The organism is Streptomyces milbemycinicus (assembly GCF_002154605.1).
GTDB classification, from domain to species: domain Bacteria; phylum Actinomycetota; class Actinomycetes; order Streptomycetales; family Streptomycetaceae; genus Streptomyces; species Streptomyces milbemycinicus.
Genome location: NZ_MUNE01000179.1, coordinates 1 through 25,103, shown reverse-complemented (window position 1 = coordinate 25,103; position 25,103 = coordinate 1). Strand labels below are relative to the sequence as shown.

The window sequence follows — 25,103 nt, the reverse complement described above, 5'->3', positions numbered from 1 at the left end:
GGCGGGTGCCGGGCGCCGCGACGCCGCTCCCTACTGCCCCCCAGGTCGTTAGGCCGCCGGGCCCAGGATGAGCAGGGGAGAGCCCGGTTCGACCTGGTCACCGGGTTTGGCGAGGACCCTCGCCACCACGCCGCCGTGCGGCGCGTGCACGAAGGACTCCATCTTCATCGCTTCCAGGGCGAGCAGCCGCTGTCCGGCCGTGACGGTGTCCCCCGCCGCCACCGCGACCTGCCAGACGGAGGCGGCGAATTCCGCCTCCACCAGGTGGCCGCCGGCCGGGACCGCGAGATCGGTCGGCGGCGGGGCGGACCCGGCCGCCCGCTCCGCGCGGGCGAACTCACCGGCAGCCTCCCACGCGTCGCGCTCCGCCGCGAAGGCTGCTGCCTGCCGGGATCGGAACGCGGCGATGGAATCGGCGTAGGCGGTCAGGAAGCGCTGGTGGTCGGCGAGGGCGAAGGTGCCGTCCTCGATCCTCGGCGCGAAGCGGCCCGCCGCCATGTCGGCCCGCAGTTCGAGCAGTTCGTCCGCTTCGACGGGGTACCACTTGATGCGGTCGAAGAAGCGCAGCAGCCAGGGCGAGCCCGGCTGGAAGGCCCCCCGCTGCTGCCACCCGGACCACACCTGCGTGGTCCGGCCGACGAATTGGTAGCCGCCCGGCCCCTCCATGCCATAAATGCACAGATAGGCGCCCCCGATGCCGACGGAGTTCTCCGCGGTCCAGGTCCGTGCCGGGTTGTACTTCGTGGTGACGAGGCGGTGGCGCGGGTCCAGGGGAGTCGCCACGGGGGCGCCCAGATACACATCGCCCAGACCCAGCACCAGGTACTCGGCGTCGAAGACCGTACGGAACACGTCGTCGACCGAGCCGAGACCGTTGACCCGGCGGATGAACTCGATGTTCCACGGGCACCAGGGGGCGTCGTCCCGCACGCCCGCCATGTAGCGTTCGATCGCTTCCCTGGTCGCTGGGTCGTCCCAGGACAGCGGCAGGTGGACGGTGCGGGAGGGCACTACCAGTTCCTCGGTGGGCGGGAGCTTTGACTCGATCCGGCGCAGCACGGACAGCAGCTCCGGCTGCGGCAGGACGTCGGGGTCCGTCTGGACCTGGAGCGAGCGGATGCCGGGGGTGAGGTCGGTGACACCGGGGAGACGCTCGGCGGCCACCGCCTCCATCATCGCGTGCACCCGCATCCGCAGACCCAGGTCCAGCTGCATCGGCCCGAACTCGACCAGCACGTTGTCATCGCCGCTGCGGCGGTAGGTGACGGCTTCCCTCTGGTGTTTCCCCCGGTATTCCGCCCGGTGGAGCACGCCGCCGTCCACGATGACCGCCCGGTCCGGGACGGGGTCGGCCTGCGGCGTACGGCGCAGGGCAGACGCGGCGCGGTCGGTGAGCGGGACGAACCGGACCGTGTCACCGGGCCGGACCTGGCCCAGCTTCCAGCGCTGCCCCTTCACGACGGTCGCGGGGCAGACGAAGCCGCCGAGCGAGGGCCCGTCGGGCCCCAGCAGCACCGGCATGTCCCCGGTGTAGTCGACGGCGCCCACCGAGTAGGGGGTGTCGTGGATGTTGGACGGGTGCAGGCCCGCCTCGCCGCCGTCCCTACGCGCCCAGCGGGGTTTGGGCCCGACCAGGCGGACTCCGGTCCGGGCCGAGTTGAAGTGGACCTTCCAATCGGCGTCGTAGAAGTCGCGGATGTCGTCCTCGGTGAAGAACTCGGGCGCAGCGTGCGGGCCTTCGACGGCTCCGATCCGCCAAGAGGCTCCGAAGGCCGGGCGGTCGGCGGTCGGCACCGGGGCGCCCGCGCGGGTCGCGGTGCCACCGTGCAGGACGTCGCCGGTCCGCAGGGCCCGGCCGCCGTGCCCGCCGAACCGGCCCAGGGTGAACGTCGCCGCACTGCCCAGAAACGCGGGGATCTCCAGGCCGCCCGCGAAGAGGACGTACGTCCGAAGGCCGTGCCGGCCGGGGGCGCCGACGGTGAGGACCGCCCCCGCCGGGACGGTCACCGGCTCCCACTGGGGCACCGGTTCGCCGTCCACGGTCACCGGGGCCGGGGCGCCGGTCACGCACAGCGCCGTGGCGTGGCTGAAGCGCAGCGTGGGGCCTTGGAGAGTGCACTCCAGGCCGGGCGCGCCCTCGTCGTTGCCGAGGGCCCGGTTGCCGAGGCGGAACGACAGGTCGTCCATCGGGCCGCTCGGCGGGACGCCGACCTGCCAGTAGCCGGTGCGGCCGGGCCAGTCCTGGACGGTGGTGAGGGTGCCCGAGGCGGTGACCTCGATGCGCGGGGTCGGGTCGGTGATCCGCGCCAGGGTGGCGGTGGAGTGTTCTGCGGTCCGGAACTCCGCGTCGGCCAGGGCCGCGCGCACCAGCCCGAGGTTGGTCTCGATCCCGTCCACACGGGTCGCGGTCAGCGCGGCGTCCAGGCGGCGGAGTGCCTGAGTCCGGTCGGCGCCGTACGCGACGATCTTGGCCAGCATCGGATCGTACGACGTCGTCACCTCGGCACCGGTCTCCACCCAGGTGTCCACGCGGACGTCCGGGGGGAACGCGACGTTCGTCAGCAGTCCGGCGCTGGGCCGGTGCCCGCGGGCCGGATCCTCGGCGTACACGCGGGCCTCGATGGCATGGCCGCGCGGAGTTCCCGGATCGCGCACCACCGTGGTGTCTCCCTGGGCGAGCCGCAGCATCCACTCCACGAGGTCGATGCCGTAGATCTCCTCGGTGACCGGATGCTCCACCTGGAGGCGGGTGTTCACCTCCAGGAAGTACGCCTCCTGGCGGGCCGCGTCGTAGACGAACTCGACGGTTCCGGCCGAGCGGTAGCCGACCGAGGCGCACAGATCCCGGGCGGACGCGGCGAGCGAGGCCCGGACGGCATCCGGCAGGCCGGGAGCCGGGGCTTCCTCCAGCACCTTCTGGTTGCGGCGCTGCAGGGAGCAGTCCCGGTCCCCCAGAACGACGACCCGGCCGAGACCGTCGCCGAAGACCTGCACCTCGACGTGGCGGGCCTGCTCCACCAGCCGCTCCAGGAAAACTCCGTGGGAGGAGAAGGACGCCGAGGCGACGCGCTGCACCCGCTCCCAGGCGTCGGCGAGTTCGTCGGGGCCGTGACAGGCCCCCATGCCGATGCCGCCTCCGCCGCCGGTCGCCTTCAGCATCACCGGGTAGCCGATCCGCTCCGCCGCGGCGTGGGCGGCGGGGAGATCCGGGAGCAGCCCGGTGCCCGGGGCGAGCGGGACTCCGGCGCGCTCGGCGGCGGCACGCGCGGTGTGCTTCGCGCCGAACAGCTCCAGCTGCTCGGGTGAGGGGCCGACGAAGACGATCCCCGCCGCCTCGCAGCGGCGGGCGAACTCCGCGTCCTCGGAGAGGAATCCGTACCCCGGGTGGATCGCTCCCGCGCCCGTGTCCTTGGCGGCCCGGAGCACCAGGTCGGCGTTCAGATACGAATCCTTGGCGGGGGCGGGGCCCAGCCGCACCGCCGTGTCGGCGAGCCTGACGTGCGGGCTCGACCGGTCGGGATCGGAGAAGACGGCGACGGTGCGCAGGCCCAGGCGGCGGGCCGTGCGGACGATACGCGCGGCGATCTCGCCCCGGTTGGCCACCAGCAGGGTGTCGAAGCGGTCGAGGCTCATGCGGCGGCCCCGGTGATCGTCATCTCCACCGCCGTGGGCTCGAAGCCGTTGCAGGGGTTGTTGATCTGCGGGCAGTTGGAGACGAGGACGAGCACATCGGCCTCGGCGCGCAGGGTGACCCGCAGCCCGGGCGCCGAGATGCCGTCCACGATGCCGAGCGTGCCGTCCTTCTCGACCGGCACGTTCATATACCAGTTGATGTTGGACACCAGGTCACGCTTGCCGAGGCCGTGCCTGGCCCCCTCGGCCAGGAAGTTGTCCACGCACGCGTGCTGGGACCAGGTGTGGTGGCCGTACCGGAGGCTGTTGGACTCCTTGGAGCAGGCGCCGCCGACCGTGTCGTGCCGCTCACAGGTGTCCTCGACCACCGTCATCAGCGGGGTGTGCTCGTTCGACAGCAGCACGGAGCCGGTGGTGAGGAAGATGTTGCCCTGGGCGTGGATGGTGTCGGGCGCGCTGTAGCGCACGGTGGTGTCGTGGGCGTCGTAGACCAGGAAGTCGACCGCCTGGTTGCCGTGCAGATCGGTGATGGTGAGCAGGTCACCGGCGGGGACGACGGCCGACCAGGCCGCCCGTGCGGGGACGACGGTGACCTTGCGCGCGGACTCGTCCGTCCGCTCGGGCCGCGAGGCGGGCGCGGGGTGTGCGGTGGTCATGCGAGCCCCCTGGCGGTGAGGAATTCAGCGGTGTTGAGGAAGGCGCGGCGGCTTTCGGGGGTGGCGTCCCACAGCGGGTCGCCGGGCGCGGTCGGCGCGGCCCGCCAGGCCAGTACCTCCAGCGGGGTGCTGGTGTACTCGGCCCGGGGATCGGCGGGGTGGGGAACGTTGGCGATCAGCACGGTCAGGTCCTGCTCGGCGCGCAGGGTAACCCGGGCGCCGGGGCCGGCGGAGCCGGTGAAGTCCACGGAGCCGTCGTCGGCCGCCCGCACGCCCTGGAAGAAGGAGACCGACGGCGGCAGGTCCCGCGGCTCCAGCCCGTTCTTGAGTGCGGCCAGCTTGAACAGCTCACGGCCCGCGGGAGAGGCGGACTGCGGGGTGCCGTCGCCATAGCGCTCGGTGTTCCGGACGAGGGTGGAGGTGCCGCACAGCGCGTCGTGCCGGCCCGAGTCGTCCGCGACGACGGAGGCGAGCACACGGCCCTGGTCGGAGAGGAGCAGGCTGCCCTCGCCCAGGTAGGCGTTCCACTGCACCTTGACGGTGTCGGCCGCGTTGAGCCGCTCCCAGGGCCGGTCCGCGACGTAGAGCAGCAGATGGGCACAGGCGTCGCCGCGCAGGTCCGTGAGCCGGAGTTCGGTGCCGCGGGCGAGGACCCGGTGGGTGTAGTTGCCGCCCGCCACGGTCTCCGCCCACACGAGATGGCCGGCCTCGCACGGAGGGGAGGGCCAGTCGGTGGCGGGCACCACGGGCATGGTCTCGGCGCGGGTGCCTTCCTGGGCGCGGGCGTGGTCCCGGGCTTCGTATGTCGTCGCTGTCGCCATCGGTCGCCTCCATTTCTGTCGCTTGACAGAAATTAAGGGGAGGGTGCGTCGGTCGCGTTGCCCGCCTGTTGCGGCCCGGTTACCCGGCCCTCACCGTGGTCGCCGGACGGGGCGCGGGCGCGGATGTGCGACGATCTGCCCATGAGCACTCCAGGAAAGCGGGTGGGCCGGCCGCGCGCCGCGGGGCGGCTCGACAGCGGCCTGTCGCCGCGCGACGAACTGCTCGCCGCCGCAGCCGAGTTGTTCACCACCCTTGGATACGCGGCGACGACGACACGGGCCGTCGCCGAGCGGGCCGGCATGCGGCAGGCCACGATGTACCACTACTTCGCCGGCAAGGAGGACCTCCTCGCCGAGCTCCTGGAGTCCACGGTCACCCCCTCGCTGGCGCTGGCACACCGGCTGCTCGCGGCCGACGAGGCCGCGCCGCCGGAGGCCCGTCTGTGGTTTCTGTGCAGCTCCGATGTGCGCCTGCTGTGCGGCGGACCGCACAACCTCGGAGGCCTCTACCTCCTGCCCGAAGTGCGCAGCGAAGGCTTCGCCGGGTTCCACCATGTGCGGCTGGAACTCAAGGAGGCGTACGGCCGGCTGCTCGCCGCGACGGAGAGCTGCGGGTCGCTCGACAAGGGCGAGCTGGCGCTCCGCACGGATCTGGTCTTCGGGCTCATCGAAGGGGTCATCCTGATCCACCGCTCGGACCCCGACCGGCCCGCCGACGCGTTCGCGGCCGCGACGGCGGACGCGGCGTTGCGGGTCGCGGGCGTGGCGGAGGGGGCACTGGCCGGGATCCGGGAGCAGGCGGTGGGGCTGGCCTCGGTATGACCGCCGGCCCTGAGGGCAGGCCCGCTACGGGCGGGGGGAAGCGGGCGAGAGCCGCGCGGAGGTCTCGGCCGGTGCCGGCGACAAGGAAGCCGAGTCCGTGGTGCGGGCCCGCCACTTCCGGTAGGCCGCGCCGAGCAGTACCGAGCCGCCCAGGAACAGCGCGGTGAACCACTGGAAGTACCAGTGACCGCCCGACGGGTCGTACACGGCGGCGCGCGGCCAGGCCAGGTTGACGGTCATGAACAGCCCGTAGACCAGGGCGAGGGCGTTGACCGGCAGCCCCCAGCGCCCGAGTGTGAACAGCGGCTCGCCCGTCTCGTCCACGCCTCCCGTCATGTCTCCTGCCGCGGGCCAGCCGCCGCGCAGCCGCCGCACCAGCATGGGGCCGGTCACCATCGCGTACGCCAGATACAGCATGGCGATGCAGGTCGTGCCGATCGCCAGGAACGCCTCCGGCGAGGCCAGGTTGAGCAGGCACAGGCCCGCCGCGCCCACGCCGACCACCAGGGCCGGTCCTTTCGGCATGCCGGTGGACGGAGACACCTTCGCCAGCGTCCGCGAGGCCGGCAGCACCCCGTCCCGCGCCATCGAGAAGAGCATCCGGGTGGCGGAGGTCTGGATCGCGAGCGTGGCCACGGCGATGGCCACCACCACGTCGGCCAGCAGGGCCTTGCCCACCCCGTCGCCGAGACTGCTGGTGAGGACGTACGACAGCCCGTCCGAGGCCAGCCGCCCGTCGGTCAGGCTGGGCGCGGCGAGCAACCCCCCGAGTACCAGCAGGGTGGCCAGCACCCCAGCGGAGACGAGAGCGGTGAGGATCGTGCGCGGCGCGGTGCGACGGGGATTGTGGGTCTCCTCGCTCATCTCTCCCGCGCTGTCGAAACCGATCAGGACGTAGGCCGCGGCGAACGAGCCGACCAGCACGGCCGTGACCGCCCCGCCCTCGCCGCCGGTGTGCAGGGTGACTCCCGTGCCCCGCTCCGCGTGGGTGAACAGCAGCACGATGATCAGGACGGCGCCGACGATCTCGGCGGTGACCCCGATCCGGTTGACCGCCGAGAGCACCTTGTTGTCGAGGACGTTCACGACGGTGGTGAGCGCGAGGAGCGCGACGGCGAGAACGGCGGCATTGGCCGCGCCCGAGGCGGAGAAGGGCGCCGGATCGCCCCCGAGGATCTGGAAGCCCGACCAGATCGCGGGCAGGACCATCTGCAGGGCGAGCGCGGCGGCCGCCACCACGACCATCTGGCCGATCACCATGATCCAGCCGGCGTACCAGCCGAAGGCGGGCGTGCTGAGCCGCGTCGACCACTGGTAGATCGCCCCCGAGATCGGGTAGCGGGCGGCGAGCTCGGCGAAGCACGCCGCGACCAGGAGCTGCCCGAGTAGCACGGCGGGCCAGGTCCAGAAGAAGGCCGCGCCACCGAAGGAGTAGCCGAACGCGAAGAACTGGAAAACGGTGGTCACGACGGAGATGAAGGAGAAGCCGGCGGCGAAAGAGGCGTACCGGCCCAGGGTGCGGTGCAACTCTTGGCGGTATCCGAATCCGGCGAGCGCGGCTGCGTCGGCGGCGGCCGCCGCTTCCTCAGCTTCGGAGTGTGGTGCGGTGGCGGTCATGGCGAGCCCCAGTCACTGGTTCCTGTCGAATGACAGAAATTAAGGAGAGGGTGTTTCGCCGACGTGTCGCGGCCGTGTCCATGCGGTCCCCAGGTGCTCACCTCAACCGTGTCGCGGCACGCGGGCAGAGCCGCGTACCGGTTCAAAATGTCCGCATATCCGCTGAGCTGCTGTTTTGTCGAGTGATCAGCTTGCGCGGCGGTACTGACGTTCGGGTCGTCCAGGGGCGCGAGCTAGTCCCGGGCTTGGTGAGGCCGATGTCCGTTGAAGTGGCGGGCATAGTCGTGCAGGACTCTTTCCGCGTGGCCGCGGTCGAAGATCAGCAGGCGGTCGGTGCACTCACCCCGTACGGAGCGGGCGAAGCGTTCCGCGTGCGGGTTGCAGTTGGGGCTGCGTGGAGGGATCTCCCCGTAGTGGACGGGGGTGACGGCCGAGACGGCGGCGACGATCGGGATCGTGGCCTGGCCGCCGCGGGTGACCATGTTGACGTTCCGTGTCTCCAGGTGGGCGTCGCCGTTGACCGGGGGCACCAGATAGGGGCCGATGGCCGCCGGGGTGAGGCCGATGAGACTGCGGCCGAGGGGCGCAGCACCTCGTCGTGGCGCTTTCGTGGGCGGTGGCCACCTTCTGCCGGCGGGCGTGGGCCAGGTCGTCGGAGGCCGGGTCGATGCCGGCCATCGCGACCATCTCCAGGCCGTCGGACAGCCGCAGCACCTTGATCATCAGATCGGTGCCGATGTTGCAGGACCCGATGATCGCCACCTTCGTCCGGGCGTTCATCTGGCTGCTCATTCGTTCGCTCCTTCTGCGGCGAACCCGACCCTGCGCTTGCCGAAAATATCATCCGCCCTGGTGGGAGGCGGTGCGCGCAGTGTACGGGAGGTCGACCGGCGAAGTCGCCCGAGCGGGCGCTCTCGCGAGGCTGGCGCTTACCGCGGCAAGATGATCGACCGTGTTGCTGCGACTGGCCTACTTGGGCGTGATGAATGCGTTCGCCATGCTGCGCCTGCTACCGATGGGCGATGGAGGCAAGACTGTCGAGATACTCGCCTTGCGCCACCAGATCATGGTGCTGAAACGCCAACTCGGCAAGGAGCGGGTGCGGTTCACCCCGAGCGACCGGGCCTTTCTGGCGGCGCTGCTGCACCGGCTCCCCACGGACGTGCTCCGCGGAGTGCGGCTGGTGGTGCGTTCCGGACACGGTGCTGCGCTGGCACCGCGACCTTCTCGCCCGCCGCCATGCTGCCGTCTCCCGGCCCAGGCGCTCGGGACGGCCTCGGACCGTGCACTCCGTGCGGGCCCTGGTGCTGCGCCTGGCACGGGACAATCCCGGCTGGGGATATCGGCGCCTGCACGGTGAACTGCTCGTCCTGGGCGTGAAAGTGGCCGCTTCCACCGTCTGGGAGATCTTGCAAGAAGTCGGCATCGATCCAGCGCCCGAGCGGTCCTCCAGCACGTGGGCGGACTTTCTGCGCTCCCCAGGCCGAGGCCCTGCTGGCCTGCGATTTCTTCGAAACGGTCACCCTGTCCGGGGCTCGGATGTACGTGCTGGCTGTCATCGAGCATGCCAGCCGGCGGATCCGGGTCCTGGGTGCCACCGCGCACCCGACCTCAGCGTGGGTGGCACAGGCCGCGAAGAATCTCGTCATGGACCTTGAGGACGTAGGCTGCCGAGCGCGTTACATGATCAGGGACCGGGACGGGAAGTTCCCCGCCCTGTTCGATGCCATTCTGGCGGACACGGGGATCGAGGTCGCGCTCAGCGGCGTTGGGCGGATGATGTTTCCGGCAAGGGCAGTGTCAGGCCGGTGGTCGTACTCGCGGGCCAGGCGTCGGTGCAGCATCAACGTGCCGTTGACCTGCTCCACGATCCACCTCTTCGGCTGCGGGACGAAGCCTTTGCCTTGGTCGGCCTGGTTACGGCGGACGACCTCAACCTCGATGTCCAGCAGCGCGCCGTGGATGAGGACTTCGTCCTTGAAACCCTGGTCCACCAGGGCCTTCTCCAGGCGCATTCCGCACCGTTCGGCCACCTGGCCGAGCAGGGCGGTGCCAGCGGCGTTGTCGTGCGCGGAGGCAGCCAGTACGACCACGCCGATGACCAGCCCCAGAACATCTACGGCCAGTCCCCGCTTGCGCCCGGACACCCTCTTGTTGGCATCCAGGCCCGTGGCGATCCTCGGGACACCGGCGGCTGCGCGTATGGACTGGGTGTCGGTGATCACCAAGGACGGGTCCTCCAAGCGGCGGGCCCTCTCCCGCACCTGGCAGCGCAGCAGTTCTTGGACCCGCCGGTCGAGCCCGTCCTCGAGCCACAGGCCGAAGTAGTAGAACACCGCCGACCAGACCCGGCAGATCGTGCGGCAAGTAGCGCCACTGGCAGCCCGTCCGGTTCTGGTAAAAGATCGCGTTCACGACCTCCCGCAGATCACAGGAGCCCGCATCGCCGGTCGCCGACCGCGCCACCCTCCCCTGCTTCCAGGCCGTGATCATTGGCTCGATCAACGCCCACTGCTCATCCGATAGGTCGCTGGGGTATGGCACTCTTTCCATGCCCCGCATCTCAACATGTACATGCCCGCCGGGCGGTCCGCGTAGCGATCGGTACCACGATCGAGCGATCACGAACTGAGGAAGACCGGACTTAACGCCCTGTCAGAGCACTTGGTGCCATCAAGCTTCACTGGCACACGCTCAAGGTTCGGTGGCACAGGACAGCGAGTCCGGGGTCGCACGCGCTCAAGCCTGAAGGTTGCGCGACTGTCATGACCGTCCGTGATTCCCGTGAAGGTAGGACTGTAGGGCTTCTGAGAAATCCTCCCGAGCTAGCCGCACCAGCGCCCACTTTTCCTCTCGCTCATCGGGAGTCAACCTGCAGAATTCACTGATGTAGTCGCTGCATCGACGGTCCAATACTTTAGCTGGGGAGCGAATACTGTCAGGACACAACGCCTCAACCTCGTAAAAGGCATTGTGGGTTTTGATTCGCGAGTGAAGAAGGGTAGGGGACTCCTCCCTGCGTAGCTCATCAACAGCCCTCAGGAAGCCCACACACGCATTCTTACGCTCAGTCCGTAGCCACATGTCATGATCAGCCTTAGCCTTTTCCTTCACGGCGTCGACTGCGGATTTGTACGTCGCCTCCGCCTGGGCAAGAGCAGCCTGCGCCTGAGCCAGGGTGGCGCGAGACTGCCAGCGGGCGACCAAGAGACTAGCGGGAATTCCCGCAAGGGCGAGGATGGCGGCAATACCGGACAGATTCAACAAAGCCCCCGCCTTGAATTTGGCAACGACGATGCCTCGGATGGGTAGCCATGCTGACAGCTACCCAGTTGCTGGCGCTAGCCCATTTGCTAGGTTTGCGCGCACAGCCCACAGCCTGCGCGTATTCCGTGGCAGATGCTGCCGCGACGCGTGTTCGTACGTACCGGTCCCGAACCTCCGCTCCCTGATGAGGCAGCGCGTTGCCCACCGTCGCACGGGGCTTGTTGGCGGCGGGTGTCCTGCGCCACCGAACCCAGCTTGTCCTCAGCCATGCGTGTGGGGCTCGGATATTCATCGCTGCTGGTCAAAACGCCACGGCCTCCGCGTAGCACTGCGATCCTGGTTGGATGGTCGTGTCGCTTCTCTACCGGATGACTCGACGTCTTCTCTCCGTCCCAGCAGTGCTCCTACAGCGGGACACCTCGAAGGAAGCTGAGCTTCTCGTCCTGCGGCACGAAAACGCTGTGCTACGACGCCAGCTGCAGGGGTGGGTACGGTACGAGCCGGCGGACCGTCTCTGGTTCGCAGCCCTGTCCTCGCTGATCCCCCGCCGCCGCCGGGCCAAGGTCTTCCCGGTCACACCGAGCACGCGGCTGGCCTGGCACCGCCCTCGTCGCCCGCCGAGGGGACTACTCCCGACGACGCCGAGGTCCCGGAAGGCCGCCTACGCAGGCCGCCGTCAAGAACCTCGTGCTGCGCCTTGCCCGTGAGAACAGCCGATGGGGCCATCGCCGGATCCAGGGCGAACTGGCCCGGCTCGGACACCCGATAGCCGCCTCCACCGTCTGGCAGATCCTCCACACCGCAGGAATCGACCCCGCACCACGCCGCACCGGCCCAACCTGGTGCGAGTTTCTCTCCGCGCAGGCCACCAGCTTGATCGCCTGCGACTTCCTCCATATCGACACCATCAGCCTGCAACGTCTCTACGCTCTGGTCTTCCTCGAGCACCGCACCCGGCGCCTGCACATCGCCGGCGTCACCGCACACCCGACCGCGGCCTGGGCCACCCAGCAGGCCCGCAACCTCGCCACCGACCTCGGCATACGGATGGACTCGCTGCGCTTCCTCATCCGGGACCGCGACAGCAAGTACACCGACGCCTTCGACGCCGTGTTCCAGGCCGAGGACATCGAGATCGTCAAGACGCCGGTCCGGGCCCCGAAGGCCAACGCCCACTGCGAACGAGTGATCGGCACTCTCCGCCGAGAAGTCCTGGACCACATACTCATCCTTGGTGAAGGTCACGCGCGCCGGGTCCTGGCCACGTACCAGAGGCACTGCAACGCGCACCGCCCCCACCGGGCCCGATGCCAACTACCTCCCCAAGCTCACGGACAACCACCTCCAGTCCTGAAGCCGGCCAGCCGCAAAGTCCTGCGCACTCGCGTACTCGGCGGTGTGATCAACGAGTACAGATATGCCTCTTGACCAGGAGCGATGATTATTCGAGCCCCGCAGGCGACGCTGGGTGGCGGATGTGTGGATGTCGGCGGATTGTCGGTCCTTGCGCGGCCGGCCGTGTGGCTGTGGGTGTTGTCCGGCCGGCCGCGGGGGTGTGTGGGTTGGCCCCGGTTGAGGGCTACCAGCTGCTCTTGGTCACGCCGGGGAGTTCGCCCGCGTGTGCCATCTCGCGCAGCCGGATCCGCGACAGGCCGAAGGCGCGCAGATGGCCGCGGGGGCGGCCGTCGACGGAGTCGCGGTTGCGCACCCGGGTGGCGCTGGCATCGCGTGGCTGGCGGCGCAGCTCCCGCTGGGCGGCGGTGCGTTCCTCGTCGGAGCTGTCGGGGGCGGCGATGATCGCCTTCAGTTCGGCGCGGCGCTCGGCATAGCGGGCGACGATCGCACGGCGCCGCTCGTTCTTGGCAATCTTGCTCATCTTCGCCATCAGGCCTTTCCCCCCTTGGCGCGGATGCGGGCCACGGCGGCCTCGATGCCGATCACGTCGACGGTCTTGATGCCCTTGGCGCGTCAAGGTGAGCCGGATATGGCGGCCCTCGCTCGGCAGCCAGTAGCGCTTGCGCTGGATGTTGGGGTCGAACCGGCGCTTGGTGCGGCGGTGTGAGTGGGAGACGTGGTTGCCGAAGCCGGGTTGCCGGCCGGTGAGTTGGCAGTGCGCGGACATGATGTCCCTCTCGCTCCGATGGGTGCTGATGGCGGCACCCTAGCCATTTTTGAAAATGAAAACCAACTCCATGTATGCTGTCGGGCATGGCACGGAACGAACTACGCCCGATCGTCAAGCTGAGGTCCACCGCCGGCACCGGCTACACCTATGTGACCCGCAAGAACCGCCGTAATGACCCCGACCGGATGACCCTGCGCAAGTACGACCCGGTCGTCGGCCGCCACGTCGACTTCCGCGAGGAGCGCTGACCGCCATGAAGCCCGGCATCCACCCCGAGTACCGGCCGGTCGTCTTCCGTGACCGGGCCGCCGACTTCGCCTTCCTCACCCGCTCCACGGCCACCAGCGACAAGACCGTCGTGTGGGAGGACGGCAGCACCTACCCCGTCATCGACGTCGAGATCTCCTCGGCGAGCCACCCCTTCTACACCGGCACCCAGCGGGTCGTGGACACCGCGGGCCGTGTCGAGCGCTTCGAGCGGCGCTACGGGCGCGGGCGGAGGGGCCGGTGAACAGGGACGAGCCCCGGCTGGCCGTCGCGATCGTGGGCGGACTGCACGCCGACGCCCGGCGCGCCGCCGTCGAAGAGGTCCTGCGCACGGTGCCCGGCTCCATCGCGCTGCACCACGACTTGTCGGCCGCCGCCGACGGCGCCGTGCGTCGCTCCGTACGCGATGCCTCGGGGTCGCTCGGCAGTGGCGAGGCGCCACTGGTGAACGGCTGCGCGTGCTGCGCGCTCCGTGAGGACATGGTCCCCGAGCTGTTGCGGCTGGCCGCGGGCGGCGGCCACCGGCTGGCCGTCGTCGAGCTGTGGGACTCGGTGGAGCCCCAGGCCATGGCTGCCGTCATCGCGGCCGAGGGCGCGCCGCTGGAGCTGACCGGGGCGGCCACCGCCATCGATCCGGCCCTGACGGTGCCGTACCTGTCCAACGGCGACGACCTGGCCGAGGTGGGCCTGGCCGCCGCCCTGACCGATCAGCGCACCGTCGCCGACACCTTCGCCCGGCAGCTGGAGTACCCCACGGTGATCGCCGTCGTCGAGGACGATACGTCCGAGGAGCCCGCGGACGATGGCGACCACGCCCTGCTCACCCAACTCACCCCGGGGGCACGGCAGGTGCGCGTCGGCGACGGAGACATGGGGGCCGCCCTGCTGGCCGGGTTCGATGTGGAGGCGGCGGCCGCCCGGCAGCATCCGGCGTGCGCGTTGCTGCCGCAGGAGCGCGACGACCACGGCGTGAGCACCTTCGTCTGGCGGCGCGACCGCCCCTTCCACCCGGGACGGCTCTACGAGGCGCTGGAGGACCTCAGCTGCGCCGCGGCCCGCAGCCGGGGCCGCTTCTGGCTGGCGGACCGGGGCGACACGCTGCTGTCGTGGGATGCCGCGGGCGGCGCGCTGTGTGTGGAGCCGGCCGGGCCCTGGCTGGCCGCGCTGCCGGACGCCGCCTGGGAGATGGTGCCGGCCGAGCGCCGCGTCGCCGCGTCGCTGGACTGGCATCCCGAACACGGCGACCGCTGTCAGCACCTGACCTTCACCTCGCCCGGCCTCGACCGCGACGGGCTGCTGGCACTGCTCGACTCGTGTCTGCTCACCGACGCCGAGTACGCGGCGGGGCCGGACGCCTGGCGAGAGCTGCCGCACGCCTTCGACAAACTGCTCGCCCCGGTCTCCTGAACACACCACACCCCTCCCCGCACGGAAAGGACCCCCTGCTATGCCCCGCCGCAGCACCACCGACCGGCGCACCTCCAAGCGCCCGCGCGTCAATCCGCTGGACGCCGCCGGCATCACCTACGTCGACTACAAGAACACCGATCTGCTGCGGAAGTTCATCTCCGACCGCGGCAAGATTCGCAGCCGACGGGTCACTCATGTGACGCGGCAGCAGCAGCGCCAGATCTCCCGCGCCATAAAGAACGCGCGGGAGATGGCGCTGTTGCCCTACGGCTCGCGATAGCCATTCCGGTCGGCTGGGTGGTTTTTGGAGTGGATCCCTCGGCCGACGGGTGTCGGTGGTATCGCGCATGCCGAGTCGTAGGTATTCGATGTGGTGGATGGCTTAGTCGAGGAGTTGGGCGACGTGGTCGTCGTTGACGCTGTAGACGATGGTGGCAGACGGCGGACTGCTCCATGCCGACCTCGGAGGCGAGTTCGGTGACGGAGCGGGGCGAGCGCCGCAGTGTGGTGAGGATCAGCAGCCGGGACGGGACGGCCAGGGCCTGGAGGGTGGCGGCCACGGATGCCGCCGTGACGTCGTCGAGGCAGGCGGCCGCGAGGATGCCGCGGCCGCCCATGGTCTCATCGGCGTGCACGACCGCGCCCGCGTCCGCGTGCCCGTGTACGGGCTTCGCCGGGTGCGCAGATGAACTGCAGCTCGAGCGTGGCCGGCGGCTGGGCCAGGCCCGGACCACCGACGGTCGCCCAGCGGAGGAGGTCGTCCACGTGGTCGTCGGCCTTGGTCCAGCCGATCCAGGTCGCCCGGCCGCACTTCGCAACGCGCAGCTGTGGGCTCGGCCCCGGGCGGGCTCCCAGTGGCATGGCGGTGGTTCTCCTTCGCCCGCCAGAGAGTTGGCAGTCGGCGCAGATGCCGGTGAGTTCGACGGTGTGCTCCACCGCGGCGAACCCGGTGTCCGCACCGGTCCGCTCGGCCCACCGCTCCACCACCTCGGAGTCCACCGGCCGACTGCGGCCACAGCAGCGGCACATCAGGTAGTGGCGATGCCCGTCGGCGGGCCGCCGACGGTAAAGCCGCTCCCCGTCCCCATCCCGTACGACATCGACATCACCGGTCGCCTCCAGATCCCGCAACGCGCCGAGACGAAGTCCTGGCAGTCGATGAGAACTAGCAGGACGGCAGTTCGCTGCCGGATCATCTGCTCACGGCAGCTCACCCCACTGGCGCTCGTCTGGAAGCGGTACAGCAATGTCACCTATGTGAAAATGAAATCCATATCATATGGAAACTCTCTCATGTTTGGTGTCATGCCTGCCGCTCATCCGCCGCCGCTAAGGTGAGCGCCGTATGCCGCCGTGGCGAAGAGCCCAGTGGGGAGTCCTCATGGACAGCGATGTGGACATAGCGCCGCCGCGCGAACGCGGCCACGGCGACCGGGCGTCGCCCCGGAGCCCCGAAGGGGCCGGAGGACTGCCGGCGGCCGCACGCGTCACCTCCCATGCGCTGATCGCGGGGCTCCCTGTGGTGCTGCTCGGTGTCGTCGCCGTGGTGCTCGGACCTCAGATCACCGCCGCGCTCGGCAATCGGGCGGTGGCGGCGTGGCGTACGGTGTTCACCGCGATCGTGATCCAGGGGGTGCCGTTTCTGCTGCTGGGCACGGTGGTGTCGGCCGCGATCAGCACGTTCGTACCGGCGTGGGTCTTCACCCGGGTGCTTCCGCGCAACCCGGCGCTCGCGGTGCCGGTGGCGGGCGTCGCCGGGGCGGTGCTGCCGGGGTGTGAATGCGCGTCGGTGCCCGTGGCCGACAGTCTGATGCGGCGCGGGGTGGCCCCGGCGGCGGCGCTGGCCTTTCTGCTGTCGGCCCCGGCCATCAACCCGATCGTGCTGGTCGCGACCTATGTGGCCTTCCCCGGTAATCCGCAGATGGTCGCGGCCCGCCTGATCGCCTCACTGCTCACCTCTGTTGTCATGGGGTGGCTGTGGATCCGGCTGGGGCGGGAGGAGTGGCTGCGGCTGCCCAAGGGGCCCACCAGGCACACTCCCGGCGCGAGCCGCGCGGAGGAGTTCCGGGTCTCGCTCCAGCACGACTTTCTGCACGCCGGAGGTTTTCTCGTGGTCGGCGCGGCGGCCGCTGCCACCTTCAACGTCGCGGTGCCGCACTCCGTACTGCGGCTCTTCTCCGACTCACCGTGGCTGTCGCTGCCCATGCTGGGGCTGCTCGCAGTGATCCTCGCGGTCTGCTCCGAGGCCGACGCGTTCGTCGCCGCCTCGCTCACCGGGTTCTCACCCACCGCCCGGCTCGCCTTCATGGTCGTCGGCCCCATGGTCGACCTGAAGCTCATCGCCCTCCAGTCGGGCACCTTCGGGCGCGCCTTCGCCCTGCGCTTCTCCTCGGCCACCTGGGTCGTGGCGGTGCTGAGCAGCGCACTGGTGGGGTGGTGGCTGCTGTGAAACGCAACATCCAGGTGCTGCTGCTCCTCTTCCTCGGCGTCGGTCTGCTACACATCTCCCTGCTGACTGACCTGTATCTGCGCTACGTCCGGCCGGGGCTCCGGCCCGCGCTCATCGCCTCCGGAGTGCTGCTCATCGTGCTCGGAGCGGTCAGTGCCGCCCGCGACGGCTTCCCCTTCAACCGTCCCCGTACACACCACGGCCACGATCACGGCGACGGGCATGGTCACGCAGGCGGTCCGAAGGTCGCCTGGCTGCTGTACGTACCGGCGCTGACCATCCTGTTCCTGGCGCCACCCGCCCTCGGCTCGTACACCGCCTCCCGCGACGACGCGACGGCCCCGAAGGCCCCCTCCTCGGGCGACAGCCTCTTCCCCGCCCTGCAGGACACTGGCGTGGTGCCGATGTCGCTGAACGACTTCAGCGCCCGCGCGGTCTGGGACACCAGCCGCACCCTGAAGGGCCACACCGTCCGGCTCACCGGATTCGTCACACCCGGACGCCACGGCACCTGGTACGTCAGCCGCCTCGTCATCAGCTGTTGTGCCGCCGACGCCCAAGTGCGCAAGGTGCGGGTGCACGGGGCCGCGGCGCCGCCCGCCGACGCCTGGGTGACCGTCACCGGCACCTGGCACCCCACGGGAAAGATCGGCACGGACGACGCGAGCCCGGCTCTGGACGCCACCATGGTCACACGGGTCCCCGCCCCCAAGGATCCCTACAACGACATGGTGGTCACGCGGCCGGGTCGGCCGGGTCGCTGAGACCCAGCCGCGCATGCGGCGGCCCCAGGCCGTGGGCCTGGGGCTTCGCGGTCTCTGGGTTCGGGGCGCGAGGCGTCGGCAGTCGCGGAACTCGGGGGATTGAGTACCTGGGACCGCGTCGCAGTGAACTTCTCGTACGTCGAGCTGTCCTCGGTGCCGGGCCGGAACACTGCCATGGCCCTGCCGACCGGACTGGCCGTGGCCGAGATCTGGGCCGGTCTGGGACTGAGCTACGCCGCGCCGCGACTGCCGCGGAGCTGCCCCAACCTGGCCGTCGCCACGACCGTCTACTTCGCGGCCGTCCTCAGCAGGTGGCCCCGGAAGGGGGCCGCACGCGCAACGACGGAGGAATGGGGAGACACGCCACGGCCGTCACGGCATTGAGCGGTGCGGGGTGTGCGTGGTCAGTGGTCGTCCCAGTGGTCCTCATGTCGGGCATGGCGGTGGCCGTCGTGGACGTAGTCCACATGGTCCCCGTGTGGGACGGTGACATGCCCGCAGTCGGGACGGTGCTGGTGGTCATGTCCCTCGTGGACGGCGTGACCAGGGGACTCGCACTCGTCGACATGGTCGTCGTGTGCCCGGTGGAGGTGGCCGTCGTGCGCGTAGTCGATGTGGTCGGCGTGCGGTACGGCGACGTGGCCGCAGCCGCTTCCGTGCCGGTGGGCGTGGTCGGTGTGGGGAGTGTGTGCGCTCGTGGTCATGGGGGACACCCCTTCTTTCTCCCCCCACCACATGGTGCGTCCACGACGCCGCCCGCGCCAAGCCTCGGCAGTGAAGGGTGTGGACCCTGGTGCGTCATGGGTTACCGGACGGCGACGAGGACGTGGCTGTTCCCGAACTGCCAGACCGGGCCGGCCTGCGCGAACCCCGCCTGCCGCGGCAGCGGGGTGTGCCGGGACAGGGACAGACCGTTGTGACCGACGCCCTTGACCGCCTGATGTACCTCCCGCCCTGTCCGTCGGCGCTCGGCGAGCAGGCCGGCCAAATCCGGATCCTTCGCTGTGGCGGCCCACCAGGACTCCCCGTCCTCGTGGGCGAACGCGCGCAGCCGCTCGGACCGCCGGATTCCGACATGGGCGGTGATCTGTGTCGGCTGGGTGTCGTCCAGGGGGAAGTGATCGGCGTTGACGAGGACGCGGCCGGGGCGCAGCAGGGCCGCGATCTGGCGGCAGGTCCGCCGCGGCGAGTCCTCGCCGAGGCAGTGCAGCGCTGTCGTGGAGACGGCGGTCGCGTCCGGCATCGCCTCGCTGAAGGCCGCGCTCGACTGTGCGGGTGCCGATAAATCATCCATGCAGGCAGGAGCTTGATCAGTAATCTTCGACTCTGCCTGACGCTCGCCCCAGCATCTTCACCTGTCCAATGCTCCGACGGCATCATGATGTGTCGTGCTGCTGCGCCTGGCCTACCTCGCCGCGACCAACGCCCTGTCGTTCCTACGTCACCTGCCGATGAGCGACAGAGACAAGGCCATCGAGATCCTCGTACTCCGGCACCAACTACTGGTCCTGCAACGCCGGGTCGGCAGGCCGACCTTCACCGACACTGACCGCGCCATCCTTGCCGGACTGCTCCACCACCTCCCCAAAGACAGGCTGCGACACCTTCTGCTGCTGGTCCGCCCCGAGACGGTCTTGCGCTGGCATCGGGAGCTGCTCAGGCGGCGCCATGCCGCGACCTGCGTACCCAAGCGACGCGGACGCCCACGCACCATCCGCTCGATCCGCGCCCTGATCCTGCGCCTGGCCAGAGAGAATGCCTCATGGGGGTATCGCCGGATCCACGGCGAACTCGCAGCACTGGGTTTCAAGGTCGCCGCCTCCACCGTCTGGGAGATCCTGAAGGAGACCGGCATCGACCCAGCACCCGAGCGGAACTCCACCACCTGGGCCACCTTCCTTCGCGGCCAAGCTGATGCCCTGCTCCCTGTCGGGGGTACGGATGTACGTGCTCGCGGTGATCGAACACGGCAGTCGCCGGATCCGCGTCCTGGGCGCCACCGCGCATCCGATCGCCTCCTGCGTAGCCCAAGCGGCGAAGAACCTCGTCATGGACCTCGAAGACCTCGACTGCCGGTCACGCTTCATGATCCGGGACCGGGACGGGAAGTTCCCCGCCCTCTTCGATGCCGTCCTCAAGGACGCAGGAATCGACGTCGTCCTCAGCGGCATCCAGATCCCAAGAATGAACTCGATCACGGAAAGGTGGATACAGACCTGTCGCCGCGAACTCCTGGACCGGACGTTGATCTGGAACCAGCGCCACCTCCTCCACGCACTCCGGGAGTTCGAGCAGTTCTGCAACGCTCATCGGGTGCGCCACGAGGCGTCATATGACCGTACGGAGGTGAAAGGCCACCGTCGCCGGGCCGTCGCAGCGGCTTGGTGGAAGCTGGGGGCAGCCTGATCCGGGGGACGCCGGTGAGGGTGGGAAGCAGCCCCGACAACGGCGGGACGGTTCGGTACTGCCAGACGGGTCGGGCCCGGCAAGCCAGATCAGAAGGTGTAACGCGAGTGAACCAGTGGCTGAAGTCCCGTAATTGTTGTGCCGGCTCGAACCTGGCGGATCTGGGCCGGTGTGCAGCGCTCGTACCCCTGAATCCTCGAGGGGATGTCTCCGTCGCCGGTTACGGTGGCCGGTCCGGAGGTCGCGGTGAAGGTCTGCGGCGTAGCCGTGGCGATGCTGCCGGGATGGAGCTGGGCGCCGCCCTGATCGAGCGGTCATGTGGTGAACGTGGGAACCGTCCCCGGTCGCCCCTGGTGCGGGCAGCCGGTCCGCGCCTGGGGCAGGTCTGTCGCCGACTGGTGACCGCGGGGCGGGGCGGAGGCCCCGTAGTAGTCCGAGGCCGGGAGAGCCGGTCAGCTGGCGAAGGGGGCCAGCAAGTCGGCAGCGAGGATGCTGGAATGCCGGGAGGACGTCGGTGAACACGGACGCTCTGGAGGACGCCGCCTTTTCGGCGGAACGCCGGGTACTGGAGATCCAGGCCAAGCTGCACCGTTGGGCCCGCAAGGACCCTCATCGCAGGTTCGATGACCTGTTCAACCTCGTTGCCGATCCCGCGTTCTTGCTGACGGCGTGGATGCGGGTGCGGGGCAATGAGGGAGCGCGCACGCCCGGCGTGGACGGCCATACCGTCTACTACGTGGAACAGGTGCGCGGCGTCGAGGGCTTTCTCGGCGTGCTGCGGTCGCAGATCAAGGACCGCACGTTCCGCCCGCTGCCGGTGCGCGAGCGCATGATTCCCAAGGCGACCGGCAAGCTCCGCCGCCTGGGGATCGCGTCCGTGGCCGACCGGACGGTCCAGGCCTCCCTGAAGCTGGTATTGGAGCCGATCTTCGAGGCGGATTTCCATCCGTGTTCCTACGGGTTCCGCCCGATGCGCCGGGCCCACGACGCGATCGCCGAGGTGCACTACCTCGCATCGAGACCTCGTAACTACGAGTGGATCGTCGAGGGCGACATCACGGCGTGCTTCGATGAGATCGACCACACGGCCCTGATGAACCGGGTGCGGAGTCGGATCGGAGACAATCGTGTCCTGGCCCTGGTGAAGGCGTTCCTCAAGGCAGGCATCCTCTCCGAGGACGGTCGGCTGAGAGCGACCGACACCGGCACCCCGCAAGGATCGATCCTCTCTCCGCTGCTGAGTAACGTGGCCCTGTCGGTCCTGGATGAATACTTCACCCAGATCCCCGGCGGCCCCGGCTCCTCCCAGGCAGAGCGGAGTAAGCGGCGGCGGCACGGGAAGGCCGGCTACCGCCTGGTGCGGTACGCGGATGATTTCCTCGTGCTGGTCTCCGGCACCCGGGAACACGCCGAGCAGATACGCGGCGAGGTCGCCGAGGTGCCGGCCCCGATGGGTTTGCGCCTCTCGGAGGACAAGACGCTGATCACCCACATCGACAACGGCCTCGACTTCCTCGGATGGCACATCCAGCGCCGCCGGAAGCGGGGAACCAACCAGCACTACGTCTACACCTACCCCTCGCGCAAAGCCGTGAAGGCCGCGATGGGCAAGGTGCGCAAGTGGTGCCGGGAGCTGGACACCAACCAGCCGCTCGACGCCCTGCTGCAGCTCAACCGACTGCTGCGGGGCTGGTGCGCGTACTTCCGCCCCGGGGTCTCGCACGCCGCCTTCCAGTACCTGAGCCACTACACGTGGCAACGGGTCATCGGATGGCTGCGACGCAAACACCCCAAAAACCAACTGGAAGAACCTCCGGCGCCGCTACTGCGGCGGACGGTGGTGGCCACGCGACCAAGAGCGTGAGCTGTTCGACCCGGCAAAGGTACGCACCACGCGCTACCGATACCGCGGGACCGTCATCCCGACGCCATGGCCGACAGCAGGATGAGCTAACAGCAGGCCCTATCACGGGACTTGTGGAGAGCCCGTTGCGTTGCAAGGCGCACGGCGGGTTCGGCGAGCGGCCTGGAGAAACGGACTGACGGAGCGTCAGCACCGCGCTCCAGGCCGACTCAACCCACACAGAACCCTGAAACAAGCCGCGCCCTGCCGCCCGCTACCCACACCCTTCACCCAACAAGCCCAGTTCACCCACCTGGAAGTCAGCCGACGAGACCGACTCGGTGGAACCCTCCACCAGTACCAGCGAGCGGCCTGAGCTGCGCAGATGATTTATCGGCACCCGCAGAGTTGATGCCGGAGCATCAAGATCTCCGCGTCTTTCGCTGCGCTTGACCGAGCGAGGGGGCAAGCCACCGGAAAGTCCAACAGGCGAGCAGGTAGATCAGCTGAATCACCAACGACCAGGTCAGACCGGGTGACATAATATCCGGCTCTTGCAAGATTTTCGTGATGACGATCGGCACCAGAGCAAGTCAGACCTGAGACCTCCTGCTGAGGGCTCGGAGCCACCTGTGCCTTCACGAAAATCTTGCAAGAGCCTAGTATCCGGCACCCACAGGCAGACCATTGCCGTACAGCATCAATCTCTTCATGGGCGAGCCGACGCCGTCGACCAGTTCCTGCTGAACCTCACGGACCTGACCTTCACCTTCACCGGGAGCTGAACCCCTCCCGGAGGTCCATCCTCACCGCAGCCCGGCTGTCCTCTCACCGCGCCGAGCCGAAGCGTGAATCCGTGATGCCGCCGCTTCAGGAGACGCGCGGAAGGACACGTGTCGCGAACTGCCGGACGGCATCCAGCACGCCCATGCCTTGGTGCGCCACTCCGGGCACGATATCGAGTGTGACGTCGATGCCCAGCTCGGTGTAGTTATCACGCAGGGCGGTGATGCGCTCCACACGGGTGCGGCCGACGGCGTCGGCGCCGTCCATCCAGTTGGAGTCGCCCGGGTTGTTGATCTCCCAGGTCTCGGTGTCCTCCGCTCCGACCACCATGTGTACCGGCACCTTGCGGATCTCCTCCAGCCGGACGGGGGTGCCGAAGCGCTCCTCGAAGCCCGCCGTGCCCAGCCACCATTCGCGGTCGGGGTCGATCAGCGTGACCCGGCCCGGCGCGCCGATGGACACTCCGCAGAGCCGGTCGGGGTGCAGATACAGAAAGCGGTGCGCGAACTGGCCACCGCCCGAGAAGCCCTGCAGCAGAAAGCGCTCGGCGTCGATGGTGAACCGTTCGCCGGCCTCGGCCACGATCGCGAGCAGCACCTCGTCGTACCGGATGCCGCGGTACTTGATGAACTTGAAGTTGTGCAGGTCGTCCGGGTCCCCGATGCCCGCCGGGAACAGCGGGGCGAGCACGGCGCAGCCGTGTGCTTCAGAAAACTCGGCCATCGCGTCCCGGTACTGGGCCGCGGTGCGTCCGGTGCCGTGCTGGATCACCATCAGGGGCAGCGGTGTGCTGGTGGTCTCGTGCACGGACGGGATGTGCAGGCAGTATGAGAACCGCTGGTCGTACTGCGACGCGAACACGGTGGTGGAGCCGGTGCGGTAGAACGCCTTGGTGGTCTTGACGCGGGGGGTCACGTATCGCTTCCTTCTGCCGTTGCTGGTCTCCGCAACGATCGGCAACGGCCGCATACGGACTCAAGGTGATTGCCGCACGAGCGTCAATAGTTGTCGATCCGCCGTCCTCCCGTGGCAGCATCCGACGGTCAGCGATGCAGCGCGGCGAGCAGATCGACGCCCAGATTGCGCACAGCCTCCTCGTCCAGCTGGTAGTGCACCCGCGCGCCCTGCCGGTGGGTGTGCACCATTCCGGCTTCCCGGAGCTTGCGCAGATGGCGTGACATCTGCGGGGGAGTCATCTCGAACTGGGTGGCCAGCTCGGTCGTCGTCATCGACTGCCGCAGCAGCGCGCGGCACAGCCGGATACGCAGCGGCTCGTCCAGTGCGCGCAGTCCGCGCACCACCGTGTCCAGGGCGGGCTGCTCCGCACCCGCCCCGTCGCGCACCGGGTACTGCACCACGACCGGATATCCGGGGTAGTGCTTGACGGCCAGGTGCGGGTTGATGTGCAGCGAAGGCACCAGCAGGCAGGGGGTCTCAGCGAGGCTGGCGCGCGCGTTGTACAGCTTGTCGAATACCACTCTGGGCGGGTCCTGCTCCAGGCGGGCCGTGGGGAATCCGGCCAGGACCCGGGCGCCGTACCGGGCCTGTTCGTGGGAGCGGACCCGCGCGTCAGCTTCCAGGATGCCGCGCAGCCGGGTCCACTCCGCTTCGAAGACCTCCTCGGCCACGGCGGACAAGAAGGCGGTGAGGGCGTCGCGGAATCCGGACGGATCGGCCAGCAGGCGCACGCCCAGGGCGAACCGGCGCTCGGAGATCTGCCGCACCCGGGCCAGGAAGCCCTCCGGCGAGCGGGTGCCCTGTCTGGCGCCGGACCACGGGCCATGGCTGTTCTTGCCGACGAGCGCCTGCTCGGTCATCTCCGTGAACGTCTTCTCATCCAGCCGCGCCACCTCCGCCAATTCCTCCTCCAGGTCACGCTCCGGGCCCGCGGTGAGAGGCAGCAGGTAGCGGGCGCGGAACGCGCCCCACAGCGGCGCCCACCGCGCGGCCCGCTCAAGCAGCCGCTCGTCCGCGCCCTGCAGCACCGCGCCCACCCAGCGCCGGCTGGCCGGATGGTGGCGTGGGCCGTCCAGTGCGTGCAGACACGCGCACAGCTCGGCGAGCGGGGACAGTCGGGTGCTGATGCGGAACTCCGGGGCGGGCCCCAGTTCGATCACGACGGGCATTCGGGCAGCGTCGGTCATTGACGCCTTTGAGTCAATCGTCTTGTGGGTGCCGGACGAGGCGGCGAAGCTCCGAGCCCCGTTCCCCTTCTCACTCCCCCCTCACCTATCCTC

Annotated in this window: 19 protein-coding genes and 7 pseudogenes; 12 read left to right on the top strand and 14 right to left on the bottom strand. The window is 69.4% G+C overall.

Annotated elements, in window-relative coordinates; all coding sequences use genetic code 11:
• Nucleotides 1-48: 48 nt before the first annotated feature.
• From uca to CCN51_RS15945, 3 genes are read right to left on the bottom strand one after another with little or no spacing between them, the layout of a single operon-like run.
• Complete coding sequence (gene uca, locus CCN51_RS15955; protein WP_014174038.1) at nt 49-3,633, bottom strand: urea carboxylase; 3,585 nt, start codon at nt 3,631-3,633, stop codon at nt 49-51.
• Nucleotides 3,630-4,289 carry an urea amidolyase associated protein UAAP2 gene (locus tag CCN51_RS15950; protein WP_014174039.1) on the bottom strand — a complete coding sequence of 220 codons (660 nt, stop codon included), beginning with the start codon at nt 4,287-4,289 and terminating at the stop codon, nt 3,630-3,632. The genes uca and CCN51_RS15950 overlap by 4 nt, the downstream gene beginning before the upstream one ends.
• On the bottom strand, nt 4,286-5,110 hold the full coding sequence (locus tag CCN51_RS15945; protein ID WP_014174040.1) for an urea amidolyase associated protein UAAP1: 825 nt from the start codon (nt 5,108-5,110) through the stop codon (nt 4,286-4,288). Before CCN51_RS15945 ends, CCN51_RS15950 begins: the two co-directional genes overlap by 4 nt.
• A 141-nt stretch (nt 5,111-5,251) precedes the next feature.
• On the opposite strand from CCN51_RS15945, the gene CCN51_RS15940 reads away from it, so the two are divergent.
• The gene (locus tag CCN51_RS15940) at nt 5,252-5,932 is read left to right on the top strand and encodes a TetR/AcrR family transcriptional regulator (RefSeq protein WP_055414115.1); all 681 of its coding nucleotides are present in this window, start codon (nt 5,252-5,254) and stop codon (nt 5,930-5,932) included.
• A 24-nt stretch (nt 5,933-5,956) separates the two neighbouring features.
• Here the strand turns inward: CCN51_RS15940 and CCN51_RS15935 are convergent, their stop codons facing one another.
• Entirely contained in the window at nt 5,957-7,549 is a 1,593-nt protein-coding gene (locus tag CCN51_RS15935; protein WP_014174042.1) for an amino acid permease, read from the bottom strand.
• 236 nt (nt 7,550-7,785) lie between these two features.
• Nucleotides 7,786-8,329: pseudogene (locus CCN51_RS15930) on the bottom strand (integrase core domain-containing protein); the annotation flags it as partial.
• A gap of 172 nt (nt 8,330-8,501) precedes the next feature.
• Here CCN51_RS15930 and CCN51_RS53280 point away from each other — a divergent pair.
• A pseudogene (locus CCN51_RS53280) lies at nt 8,502-9,361 on the top strand (helix-turn-helix domain-containing protein); the annotation flags it as partial.
• Here CCN51_RS53280 and CCN51_RS15915 read toward each other — a convergent pair.
• Nucleotides 9,343-10,102: pseudogene (locus CCN51_RS15915) on the bottom strand (IS5 family transposase); the annotation flags it as partial. The pseudogenes CCN51_RS53280 and CCN51_RS15915 overlap by 19 nt on opposite strands.
• A 1,058-nt stretch (nt 10,103-11,160) precedes the next feature.
• Between CCN51_RS15915 and CCN51_RS15910 the strand changes: the two are divergent.
• Nucleotides 11,161-12,244: pseudogene (locus CCN51_RS15910) on the top strand (integrase core domain-containing protein).
• A gap of 151 nt (nt 12,245-12,395) precedes the next feature.
• Here CCN51_RS15910 and rpsN read toward each other — a convergent pair.
• On the bottom strand, nt 12,396-12,701 hold the full coding sequence (rpsN, locus tag CCN51_RS15905) for a 30S ribosomal protein S14 (RefSeq protein ID WP_014174049.1): 306 nt from the start codon (nt 12,699-12,701) through the stop codon (nt 12,396-12,398).
• Nucleotides 12,701-12,938, bottom strand: a pseudogene (gene rpmB / locus CCN51_RS15900) (50S ribosomal protein L28). The gene rpsN and the pseudogene rpmB overlap by 1 nt, the downstream one beginning before the upstream one ends.
• A gap of 86 nt (nt 12,939-13,024) precedes the next feature.
• Between rpmB and rpmG the strand changes: the two are divergent.
• Genes rpmG through rpsR form a run of 4 tightly spaced genes read left to right on the top strand, consistent with a single transcriptional unit; the run spans nt 13,025 to nt 14,898 of the window.
• Nucleotides 13,025-13,189 carry a 50S ribosomal protein L33 gene (gene rpmG / locus CCN51_RS15895; protein WP_014174050.1) on the top strand — a complete coding sequence of 55 codons (165 nt, stop codon included), beginning with the start codon at nt 13,025-13,027 and terminating at the stop codon, nt 13,187-13,189.
• Nucleotides 13,190-13,194: 5 nt separating this feature from the next.
• Nucleotides 13,195-13,452: a type B 50S ribosomal protein L31 gene (locus tag CCN51_RS15890; RefSeq protein WP_014174051.1), complete on the top strand. Its 258-nt coding sequence runs from the start codon at nt 13,195-13,197 to the stop codon at nt 13,450-13,452.
• Nucleotides 13,449-14,615: a GTP-binding protein gene (locus CCN51_RS15885; protein ID WP_014174052.1), complete on the top strand. Its 1,167-nt coding sequence runs from the start codon at nt 13,449-13,451 to the stop codon at nt 14,613-14,615. The genes CCN51_RS15890 and CCN51_RS15885 overlap by 4 nt, the downstream gene beginning before the upstream one ends.
• 40 nt (nt 14,616-14,655) lie before the next feature.
• Complete coding sequence (gene rpsR, locus CCN51_RS15880; protein ID WP_014174053.1) at nt 14,656-14,898, top strand: 30S ribosomal protein S18; 243 nt, start codon at nt 14,656-14,658, stop codon at nt 14,896-14,898.
• Nucleotides 14,899-15,000: 102 nt separating this feature from the next.
• On the opposite strand, the pseudogene CCN51_RS15875 reads toward rpsR, so the two are convergent.
• Together CCN51_RS15875 and CCN51_RS57370 are read right to left on the bottom strand one after the other, a co-directional pair.
• Nucleotides 15,001-15,235: pseudogene (locus CCN51_RS15875) on the bottom strand (ArsR family transcriptional regulator).
• A 4-nt stretch (nt 15,236-15,239) separates the two neighbouring features.
• The gene (locus CCN51_RS57370) at nt 15,240-15,749 is read right to left on the bottom strand and encodes a Fur family transcriptional regulator (protein ID WP_238545299.1); all 510 of its coding nucleotides are present in this window, start codon (nt 15,747-15,749) and stop codon (nt 15,240-15,242) included.
• Between the two features lie 250 nt (nt 15,750-15,999).
• Between CCN51_RS57370 and CCN51_RS15860 the strand changes: the two genes are divergently transcribed.
• The 3 genes from CCN51_RS15860 (at nt 16,000) to CCN51_RS15850 (ending at nt 18,215) form a co-directional block, all read left to right on the top strand.
• The gene (locus CCN51_RS15860; RefSeq protein WP_014174056.1) at nt 16,000-17,067 is read left to right on the top strand and encodes a permease; all 1,068 of its coding nucleotides are present in this window, start codon (nt 16,000-16,002) and stop codon (nt 17,065-17,067) included.
• Nucleotides 17,064-17,831, top strand: coding sequence for a TIGR03943 family putative permease subunit (locus tag CCN51_RS15855; RefSeq protein ID WP_014174057.1), 768 nt, complete (start codon nt 17,064-17,066; stop codon nt 17,829-17,831). The genes CCN51_RS15860 and CCN51_RS15855 overlap by 4 nt, the downstream gene beginning before the upstream one ends.
• Nucleotides 17,832-17,930: 99 nt before the next feature.
• Nucleotides 17,931-18,215, top strand: a complete 285-nt coding sequence (locus CCN51_RS15850; protein ID WP_143675811.1) for a hypothetical protein — start codon at nt 17,931-17,933, stop codon at nt 18,213-18,215.
• A gap of 20 nt (nt 18,216-18,235) precedes the next feature.
• On the opposite strand, the gene CCN51_RS15845 is transcribed toward CCN51_RS15850, so the two are convergent.
• Nucleotides 18,236-18,535, bottom strand: coding sequence for a hypothetical protein (locus CCN51_RS15845; protein WP_014174059.1), 300 nt, complete (start codon nt 18,533-18,535; stop codon nt 18,236-18,238).
• A gap of 101 nt (nt 18,536-18,636) precedes the next feature.
• The gene (locus tag CCN51_RS15840) at nt 18,637-19,125 is read right to left on the bottom strand and encodes a hypothetical protein (protein ID WP_193383693.1); all 489 of its coding nucleotides are present in this window, start codon (nt 19,123-19,125) and stop codon (nt 18,637-18,639) included.
• Between the two features lie 94 nt (nt 19,126-19,219).
• Between CCN51_RS15840 and CCN51_RS15835 the strand changes: the two are divergent.
• Nucleotides 19,220-20,144, top strand: a pseudogene (locus tag CCN51_RS15835) (transposase family protein); the annotation flags it as partial.
• A 607-nt stretch (nt 20,145-20,751) separates the two neighbouring features.
• Nucleotides 20,752-22,101 (top strand): group II intron reverse transcriptase/maturase, encoded by a 1,350-nt coding sequence (gene ltrA, locus CCN51_RS15830; protein WP_014174063.1) that lies wholly within the window; start codon nt 20,752-20,754, stop codon nt 22,099-22,101.
• 849 nt (nt 22,102-22,950) lie between these two features.
• Here ltrA and CCN51_RS15820 read toward each other — a convergent pair.
• A complete protein-coding gene (locus tag CCN51_RS15820; protein ID WP_014174065.1) occupies nt 22,951-23,781 on the bottom strand; it encodes an alpha/beta hydrolase family protein in 831 nt (276 codons plus the stop codon).
• 128 nt (nt 23,782-23,909) lie between these two features.
• Complete coding sequence (locus CCN51_RS15815) at nt 23,910-24,992, bottom strand: ArsR/SmtB family transcription factor (protein WP_014174066.1); 1,083 nt, start codon at nt 24,990-24,992, stop codon at nt 23,910-23,912.
• Between the last annotated feature and the right edge of the window lie 111 nt (nt 24,993-25,103).

Excerpts from the sequence above, each read along its gene's own strand:
- CCN51_RS15840 (WP_193383693.1), bottom strand. The coding sequence starts at position 19,125 with ATGGATGATTTATCGGCACCCGCACAGTCGAGCGCGGCCTTCAGCGAG.
- uca (WP_014174038.1), bottom strand. The coding sequence starts at position 3,633 with ATGAGCCTCGACCGCTTCGACACCCTGCTGGTGGCCAACCGGGGCGAG.
- CCN51_RS15845 (WP_014174059.1), bottom strand. The coding sequence starts at position 18,535 with ATGACCACGAGCGCACACACTCCCCACACCGACCACGCCCACCGGCAC.
- CCN51_RS15860 (WP_014174056.1), top strand. The coding sequence starts at position 16,000 with ATGGACAGCGATGTGGACATAGCGCCGCCGCGCGAACGCGGCCACGGC.
- CCN51_RS15945 (WP_014174040.1), bottom strand. The coding sequence starts at position 5,110 with ATGGCGACAGCGACGACATACGAAGCCCGGGACCACGCCCGCGCCCAG.
- CCN51_RS15890 (WP_014174051.1), top strand. The coding sequence starts at position 13,195 with ATGAAGCCCGGCATCCACCCCGAGTACCGGCCGGTCGTCTTCCGTGAC.
- rpmG (WP_014174050.1), top strand. The coding sequence starts at position 13,025 with ATGGCACGGAACGAACTACGCCCGATCGTCAAGCTGAGGTCCACCGCC.
- CCN51_RS15935 (WP_014174042.1), bottom strand. The coding sequence starts at position 7,549 with ATGACCGCCACCGCACCACACTCCGAAGCTGAGGAAGCGGCGGCCGCC.
- CCN51_RS15940 (WP_055414115.1), top strand. The coding sequence starts at position 5,252 with ATGAGCACTCCAGGAAAGCGGGTGGGCCGGCCGCGCGCCGCGGGGCGG.
- rpsR (WP_014174053.1), top strand. The coding sequence starts at position 14,656 with ATGCCCCGCCGCAGCACCACCGACCGGCGCACCTCCAAGCGCCCGCGC.
- CCN51_RS15815 (WP_014174066.1), bottom strand. The coding sequence starts at position 24,992 with ATGCCCGTCGTGATCGAACTGGGGCCCGCCCCGGAGTTCCGCATCAGC.
- CCN51_RS15950 (WP_014174039.1), bottom strand. The coding sequence starts at position 4,289 with ATGACCACCGCACACCCCGCGCCCGCCTCGCGGCCCGAGCGGACGGAC.
- rpsN (WP_014174049.1), bottom strand. The coding sequence starts at position 12,701 with ATGGCGAAGATGAGCAAGATTGCCAAGAACGAGCGGCGCCGTGCGATC.